Annotated in this window: 8 protein-coding genes; 3 read left to right on the forward strand and 5 right to left on the reverse strand. The window is 64.8% G+C overall.

Features of this window, described 5'->3' with window-relative positions; translation table 11 throughout:
* The 3 genes from QOC69_RS25010 to QOC69_RS25020 form a co-directional block, all read left to right on the forward strand.
* Positions 1–663 (forward strand): DUF2252 family protein (locus QOC69_RS25010; RefSeq protein WP_526444683.1); only part of this gene is annotated, 663 nt, incomplete at its 5' end.
* A gap of 197 nt (positions 664–860) precedes the next feature.
* Positions 861–1,466 (forward strand): HdeD family acid-resistance protein, encoded by a 606-nt coding sequence (locus QOC69_RS25015; RefSeq protein WP_526444685.1) that lies wholly within the window; start codon positions 861–863, stop codon positions 1,464–1,466.
* Between the two features lie 125 nt (positions 1,467–1,591).
* The gene (locus QOC69_RS25020) at positions 1,592–2,539 is read left to right on the forward strand and encodes an SDR family NAD(P)-dependent oxidoreductase (RefSeq protein WP_526444687.1); all 948 of its coding nucleotides are present in this window, start codon (positions 1,592–1,594) and stop codon (positions 2,537–2,539) included.
* Between the two features lie 142 nt (positions 2,540–2,681).
* Here the strand turns inward: QOC69_RS25020 and QOC69_RS25025 are convergent, their stop codons facing one another.
* The 5 genes from QOC69_RS25025 to QOC69_RS25045 form a co-directional block, all read right to left on the reverse strand.
* Positions 2,682–3,866, reverse strand: a complete 1,185-nt coding sequence (locus QOC69_RS25025; protein WP_526444689.1) for an acyl-CoA dehydrogenase family protein — start codon at positions 3,864–3,866, stop codon at positions 2,682–2,684.
* Between the two features lie 10 nt (positions 3,867–3,876).
* Positions 3,877–4,707 (reverse strand): alpha/beta fold hydrolase, encoded by an 831-nt coding sequence (locus QOC69_RS25030; protein ID WP_526444691.1) that lies wholly within the window; start codon positions 4,705–4,707, stop codon positions 3,877–3,879.
* A complete protein-coding gene (locus QOC69_RS25035) occupies positions 4,704–5,156 on the reverse strand; it encodes a MaoC family dehydratase (RefSeq protein WP_526444693.1) in 453 nt (150 codons plus the stop codon). The genes QOC69_RS25030 and QOC69_RS25035 overlap by 4 nt, the downstream gene beginning before the upstream one ends.
* A gap of 27 nt (positions 5,157–5,183) precedes the next feature.
* Positions 5,184–6,878 (reverse strand): PHA/PHB synthase family protein, encoded by a 1,695-nt coding sequence (locus QOC69_RS25040; RefSeq protein ID WP_526444695.1) that lies wholly within the window; start codon positions 6,876–6,878, stop codon positions 5,184–5,186.
* A gap of 6 nt (positions 6,879–6,884) precedes the next feature.
* Positions 6,885–7,621 (reverse strand): AMP-binding protein (locus tag QOC69_RS25045; RefSeq protein WP_526444697.1); only part of this gene is annotated, 737 nt, incomplete at its 5' end.

Raw genomic sequence — 7,621 nt, forward strand, 5'->3', positions numbered from 1 at the left:
CTCGTCGGCGAGGCCGAGGCCCGAGTGCACGAGGAACACATGGGCGCCCTATTCGACGCCTATGAGCAGAGTCTCGAGACCAGCCGTCGCGTACTAGTCCACCGGTTCCGCTACACCGGCATGGCCCGCAAGGTAGTCGGCGTCGGCAGTGTCGGCACCCGGGCTTGGGTCGTGCTGTTGCTTGGACGCGACGACCAGGACCCGTTGCTGTTACAAGTCAAGGAGGCCCAGCCGTCGGTGTTCGAGCGCTTCCTCGGTTCGGGTGGCTACACCAACGCCGCGGAGCGGGTGGTAGCGGGTGAGCGGCTGATGCAGGCCAGCAGCGACATCCTGCTGGGGTGGTTGCGTTGCGTCGGCCCCGATGGCCACGAAGGCGACTACTACGTGCGTCAGCTACGGGATTGGAAGGAGTCGGCGAGTTTGGAGTCGATGAGTCCGCAACTGCTTGCCGACTATGGGCGATCATGCGCGCATGTCCTGGCCCGCGCGCACGCCCGCACCGGGGATCGCGTCGCGATCGCAGGGTATCTCGGCAGCAGCGATGCCGCCGACGTCGCGCTCACCCGATTCGCACAGGTCTACGCACAACAGAACGCCCGTGACTACGCGGCACTGCGTGATGCGGTGGGCGGCGGCCGGGTGTTGGCCGAGGTGGACCTATAGGCGGTTACCCAGAACGAGTTGAATCCCGCAGTAGACCGGTTGAATTCGTCATCTCGCGTCGATTTGGGTTCGCAGTGTCCGCAGCGACACCGTTGTAGAGCCAATGTTGTCTCCTCGCACAACCACGCCGGCGCAACCCCGCGCGACAATGAGTGCCTCGGCAGAGCGCCGCGAACCGCGTCCAGCGAGGAGTCGTAATGACCGACAACCCACATCCCGTTTCTGATCTGGCGCGCCGCCTCTGCATGTCGGCGATCCTGTTCGTCCTACTGACCGTGATCCTGGGCGTGGCAGTGTTGGCGTGGCCGGGAGCTTCGATTCTGGTGGCTGCCGGGTTGTTTGGTGTGTACCTAGTGGTGTCCGGCGTCGCGATGGTGGTCCTCGCGTTTAGCCTGCCTGTCTCAGCGGGCAGCAGATTCATGAACATCATCAGTGGCGTGTTGTCGGTGATCCTTGGAATCTTGGCGTTTCGACACTTTGGGCAGGGATACGCCATTCTGCTGCTTGCCATTTGGATTGGGATCGGATTCATCCTCCGCGGCGTGACCGCGGTCGCATTCCAGTTCGGCGATCGGGGGTTCCCCGGCCGCGGATGGGCGATCTTCTTCGGTATCATCAGCATCATCGCCGGTGTCGTGGTGTTGGCCTACCCGTTCGACTCGATCGTGACCCTGGCTCTGGTGGTCGGCGTCTGGCTGGTCATCCTCGGCGTGGTGGAGATGATCTCCGGCTTCGGGATGCGCAGCGACGTCAAGAAAGTCGAGAACGTCACTGACACCGCCCGGCAGGCCGTCGCCGGGTGACCCGGCAGGTTACGACGGTCGTCGGCCACCAGGGGTGAATCCAACACGGGCGCATAGACGCCGGCGCGACCGAAACCCGCGTGCTCAACGCCGAGTAAGTCGGTGCCTACACGATGGAGTTCCCTATGCCGACATACAACTACGGACCAACGACTACGGCGGCCGAGGTCGTTGCCGACGTCGATCTGCACGGGCGGCGGGCCATCGTCACCGGTGCGAGTTCGGGGATCGGTACCGAGACCGCCCGGGCGCTGGCCTCGGCGGGCGCCGATGTGACGCTGGCGGTGCGTAATGTGAAGGCTGGCACCGAAGTCGCGAACGGGATCGCCGAAAAGCTCTCGCCGGGGCACGGAGTGGTGCACGTCGCCCGGCTGGATCTGGCCGACCCTGCGTCGGTGGCCGATTTCGTGCGCATTTGGTCGGAACCACTGCACATCCTGGTAAACAATGCTGGGGTGATGGCTCTGCCGCAGCTCACCCGCACGTTCGGCGGCTTTGAGATACAGTTCGCCACAAACCATCTCGGTCATTTCGTACTGGCCACCGGACTTCGACGGTGGTTGGCCGCGGCTGCCGGTGCCCGCGTGGTGGCTGTCGCCTCGATCGGGCATCTGTTCTCCCCGGTAGTCTTCGACGACCTGCACTATCGGTTCCGCCCCTACGATCAGTGGACTTCATACGGGCAGTCCAAGTCAGCCAATGTGTTGTTCGCGGCCGGTGCCGCGGACCGCTGGGGCGACGATGGCATCGCGGTCAACGCGCTGATGCCCGGCAACGTCGCCAGCACCGCCCTCGCGCGACACATGAGCCCCGGCGATCTGGCGGCCTTTGGTGAGCAAACCGAGCTGGGGCTGCCGCCGGTCAAGACCATCGAGCAGGGTGCCGCAACGTCGGTGCTGCTCGCCGCGAGCCCCGACGTCGAGGGGGTTTCGGGTTGCTACTACGAGGACTGTGCTGCTGCCCCGCAGATCAGTGAGCGTGCAGGCCACACCGGCGGAGTCGCGCCGTACGCGCTGGACCCCGAGAACGCCGCGCGCCTGTGGAGGATCTCCGAAGACCTCACCCATTCGTGAGGGTGACCACGACGGTGGTGCAATCTCTTGGCCGAAATTCTGCTGCGCCACACGATCGCCGGCCTGCGCGATGAGTTTTGACGACGTTGGTCTCCGCCGGATTTGACCGCGACGGCGCACCAGGGTGTGTGCCCGTAGGCGGTTAGACGAACGCGCTGAGTCCCGTGATGGCTCGGCCGACGATCAACGTGTTCATCTCCCGCGTGCCTTCGTAGGAGTAGATCGCTTCGGCGTCGGCGACGAAGCGTCCGACGTTGTGCTCCAACAGGATTCCGTTGCCACCGAGCAGTTCGCGTGCGTACCCGACGGTTTCGCGCATTCTGACGGTGCACCACGCCTTCGCCAGCGACGAGTGCCGGTCCTCCGCGCGGCCCTCGTCCTGCAGCTGCGAGAGCCGGGCGCACAACGCCCACGACGACGTGATGTTGCCGAGCATCCGCACCAGCAGATCTTGGACGAGTTGAAATCCCGCGATGGGCCGGCCGAACTGTTCACGGGATACTGCGTACGCCAACGCATTGTCGTACGCGCCGCGGGCGCAGCCGATCGCCATCCAGGCGACGCCGGCACGGGTCATGCGCAGCACTTCGGCGGTGTCACGGAACGAGTTGGCATTCGCCAGCCGGTCGGCCTCGTCGACCCGGACGTCCTGCAGCGTGATCACTGCGTTCTGCACGATGCGCAATGCGATCTTGTCCTCGAGCTTCGTCGTCGAGAACCCGGGGGTGTCGTTGGCGACCACGAACCCCTTCACCTGGTCGTCTGCGACGTCCCTGGCCCAGATCACCGTCAAGTCGCCGAACGTCGCGTTGCCGATCCACTTCTTCTGACCGTTGAGGATCCACGTGTCCCCGTCCCGGCGAGCCGTCGTCATCAGCCCCCGCGACGCACCGGACCCGACGTCCGGCTCGGTCAGTCCAAACGCGCCGATCTTCTCCATGCGCGCCATGCTCGGCAGATACCGCTGCTTCTGCTCATCGTTGCCGCACAGATAAATCGAACCCATCGACAACCCGCCGTGGACACCGGAGAACGTCGCGATCGACGGGTCGGTTCGGGCGAGCTCCATCGCCACCATGCCGTCGAGGAGGAATGACCTTCCTGGACAACCGAATCCGTGGTACGGAAGGCCGGCCAATCCGAGTTGTCGGAATCCCGGCACGATCTCGAACGGAAAACTCCCGCGTTGCCAGTGCTGGTTCACCGTCGGCTCGACCTCGGACTTCATGAAGTCTCGCACCCGGTGAAGGTACTGCTGCTCGTCGTCGTCGAGCAGTTCCTCCAGTGCGTAGAAATCGGCGCTGTCGGTCGTCGTGGCGGTACTCATCGGTGCTACCTCAATCGGGTCGGGATCTGAATTGCTCGATCACCGGCGCCAATTCTGCGGCGTTGGTGATCAGGTCGACGTGACCGCCACTGTGCAGATGCACGGTCGCGTGGGGCAGAAGCCTGCCCATGATCCTCGCGTTGACGACGGGGATGATGGGATCGTCCAGCCCGGCGACGATCAGTGTCTGCTGGCGGATCAGGGGCAGCGCGAACAGGCTGGTCCATACCGCTCCGGCGAGCAGCTGATGCAGGTACCCCACCCGGGAGCCTGCCATCAGCTGACGGTCGAAGAGTCGCTTGATCGTCGACGGATCGTCTCGGACCGTGCCGCCGTAGATGGCACCCGCGATCGAGGCAGCGTAATCGTGATCGAGGAACCTGCGAGGCGTCACCATCTTCGCCAGAATGGCCGGCCCTCCAGGAACCATGATTGCGCCCGTGCCGGTGGACACCAGTATCAGCCTGCGGCAGTGGCGCGGATTCTGGAAGGCGAACTGCTGGGCCAGCGCTCCTCCCCACGACAGCCCGAGAACGTCGACCTGCCCGACGATCCCGACCTTCCGCAGCAACATCCCCAGAACCAACGCCAAGTACGGGAAACCGTACGGAAGCGGCGAATCCGGCGAACCGCCGGTACCCGGCACGTCGAACCGCACGACCGGCGTATCGGGATCCAGTTGTTCGACGAGCGGATCGAACACTTCCAGGCTGGCGCCGATGCCGTTGCACAGCACCAGCGGCACCCCGCTACCCGGGCGCACTTTCACCCGGATCTGCTGGCCGAGCACGGGCACGAGTTCTTCCACGCTCGTCGTCCTGACTGTCGCCGCGGCCGTCATGGGTACAAAACTATGACGTCGGCGACACACGCGGGGCGTTCTTCGCCGTCGATCTCGTAGGTCAGCGTGAACACCGACTCGACGCCGGAGGTCTTCTGTTGCGCGCTGGCGACGGTGACCGCCGCACGGACCTGGCATCCCACTCGCATCGGTGCCGGGAAGCGCACCGTGTTCAATCCGTAGTTCAGGGCCGCCGTCAGTTCGCGGATCACCAGCACCTGTGCGATCACCGCCGGCGTGAGAGCCAGCGTCAGGTAGTCATGCACGATCGTGCCCTTGAATGGGCCCTTCGCCGCCCGCTCGGGGTCGATGTGGATCCACTGCCGGTCCCCGGTCGCGTCGGCGAACAGATCGACTTGTTGCTGCGTGACCTTCATCCACTCGGTCGTGCCGAGAGTTTGCCCGACCAGCCCGAGCAGGTCGGCGGGTTCTTCGAGAACGGTTGTCATATGGGCCCTTTCACGGCAGCGATCTTGCTAGTGCTCGAGTACGTAGCTGCCAGGGGCGGGCTCCAGCGGCGTCATCCCTGCGCCGCCGAGGACCTCGGGGGCGTCTTGCTTCTTGCCGCTGCGCTCGCCGAGCCAGGAGACGAAGTCAGGCCACCAGGAATCCGTGTGCTGGTCGGCCGACTCCAGCCAGAACGCCGGATCGGGCTCGTCCACGTCGGCGACGCGATAGGACGCCCTCGGATTCCCAGGCGGATTGACCAGCGAAGCGATGTGACCGCTCGATGACAGCACGAAGCGGACGTTCTTGACACCGAGCGTCCTGGCGCTTCGATAGCAGGCCTGCCACGGCGAGATGTGGTCGGCGACCCCCGCGACGACGTAGGCATCGGTGGTCAGTTGGTTGAGGTCGACCGGCGTGCCCAACATGCTGACGGCCCCCGGCGTGACGAGGGAGTTGTGAAGCCCCATCGTGATCATGTCGCGGTGCAGCGCGGCGGCCATCCGGGTGGTGTCGGCGTTCCAGAAGAGCACGTCGAACGCCGTCGGCGACCTGCCTTCGATGTAGTTGTTGACCCAGTAGCGCCACACCAGGTCCGTCGGCCGCAGCCATGCGAACACCTCCGCCAACGATCGGCCGTCCAGGTAGCCCTGCCGAGCGGACAGCGCGATCGCGATGTTGGCGGCCTCTTCGTCGATGGCGGCCGAAGCGAAGCCCGCCTTCCGCTGATCGAGCACCGTAACCATCAGTGTCAGACCGGCAATGCGATGGCCCTCGCCGATGGCATTGAGATGCGCCGCGGTCATCGAGGCAAGGATGCCGCCCGAGCAGGAGGCCTGGAGATGGGTGCGATCTGTCTGGGTGATCTTCTCGACGGCCTCCAGCGCGTTCAGGATCGCTTGGCCGTACGTGTCGAATCCCCAGTTCCTGTTCTCCGCAGTGGGGTTTCGCCATGAGATGGCGAACACCTGCATGCCCTGCCGAACGAAGTACTCGATCATGCTGCGGCCCGGCGCGATGTCCATGACGTAGAACTTGTTGATCACGGGCGGCACCATCAGCAACGGCACCGAATACACCTCGTCCGTCTGTGGCGCGTACTGGATCAGCTCGAACTCCTCGGTTCGGTAGACCACCGATCCAGGGGTCACCGCGATCGTCTCTCCCAGCGTGAACGCATCCGGGTCAACCATCGACGGCACCCGGGGTGCCGACAGCATGTCGGAGACGAAGTGACGCATACCGCGGACCGCGCTCTGGCCGCCCGTGTCGATCAATGCCTTCCACCCCAACGGGTTCAGTATGGGGTTGTTGGTTGGCGCCAGCCCCTCGGTAAGCACGTCCAAAACGAACCGGATCCGCTCGGCGTCGCGCCAATCGAGGTCGGCATCCGAAAAGAGTTGGTCCACAGTGTTGTTGGTGGCCAGGTAGGCCTGCATCGTGCGCCGGAGTAGCGGGTTGCCGCGCCAAGCGGGGTCGGCGAACCGCTTGTCTCCCTTGGCGGGTGCCAGCTCGGAGCGGCCTTCGGCGATCGTCAGCAGCTCGCGGCCCAGCGTTCCGGCGCGCGACGCCAGTGTCCGTGGCTGTTTAGCGAGGTTGAGCGCGAATCTGCTCCACGCGACGTTGGGCATCATCCTGTCCGCCACGCCGACGGCCGAGCTGGTCAACAGCAGGTCCAGGGGTGCGGCGAGTTCGTCTGCACTCTTGCTGGTCGTGGCTACCACGGGCGACTATGCCTCCTCGATTGGTGGTGGTATTACCTCGCGGCGCAACAGCTTTCCAGTCGGTCCCGTGGGAAGGTGGTCCACGAACCAGATCCGGCGGGGATACTTGTAGGCCGCTACCCGTTCCTTCACGAACTGCCGCAGTTCCTCCACCACCGCAGTTGCGCCGGCCTTCAACACGACAGCCGCTCCGACTTCCTCACCGAGAGAGTCGTGCGCGATACCGATCACCGCGACCTGGGCGACCGCGGGATGCTCGTGCAGCACTTCTTCGATCTCGCGTGGGTACACGTTGTATCCACCGCGGATGATCAAGTCCTTCTTGCGGTCGACGATCCAGTAGTAACCGTCCGCGTCGACGACGGCGATGTCACCTGACGAGAACCAACCATCCTTGATCGCCGCGTCGGTGGCCTCGGGGAGGTTCCAGTAGCCCTTCATGACGTTGGGGCCCTTGACTTCGATCTCGCCAGGACTGCCAGCCGGGGCTTCGTTGCCGTTCTCGTCGACCAGGCGCACCTGCACGCCCTCGATCGGCGTGCCGATCGAGCCAGGGCGGCGCTCGGCATCGGGATGGTTGAACGTCACGGCCGGTGAGGTCTCTGAGAGGCCGTACCCCTCCAGAATGATTGCGTCGAAGGTCTTCTCGAAATCGTTGAGCACCGCGACGGGCAGCGCCGCCCCGCCCGAAACACACGTGCGCAGTGAGGCGGTCGCCTCGGTCGAGACCTGATCGGCAACCG

Source organism: Mycobacterium sp. (assembly GCF_032162105.1).
In the GTDB taxonomy this organism is placed as follows: Bacteria; Actinomycetota; Actinomycetes; order Mycobacteriales; family Mycobacteriaceae; genus Mycobacterium.

What these genes read in the sequence shown, in the direction of transcription:
- QOC69_RS25030 (WP_526444691.1), bottom strand. Translation starts at nt 4,707, where the DNA reads ATGACGGCCGCGGCGACAGTCAGGACGACGAGCGTGGAAGAACTCGTG.
- QOC69_RS25015 (WP_526444685.1), top strand. Translation starts at nt 861, where the DNA reads ATGACCGACAACCCACATCCCGTTTCTGATCTGGCGCGCCGCCTCTGC.
- QOC69_RS25020 (WP_526444687.1), top strand. Translation starts at nt 1,592, where the DNA reads ATGCCGACATACAACTACGGACCAACGACTACGGCGGCCGAGGTCGTT.
- QOC69_RS25035 (WP_526444693.1), bottom strand. Translation starts at nt 5,156, where the DNA reads ATGACAACCGTTCTCGAAGAACCCGCCGACCTGCTCGGGCTGGTCGGG.
- QOC69_RS25025 (WP_526444689.1), bottom strand. Translation starts at nt 3,866, where the DNA reads ATGAGTACCGCCACGACGACCGACAGCGCCGATTTCTACGCACTGGAG.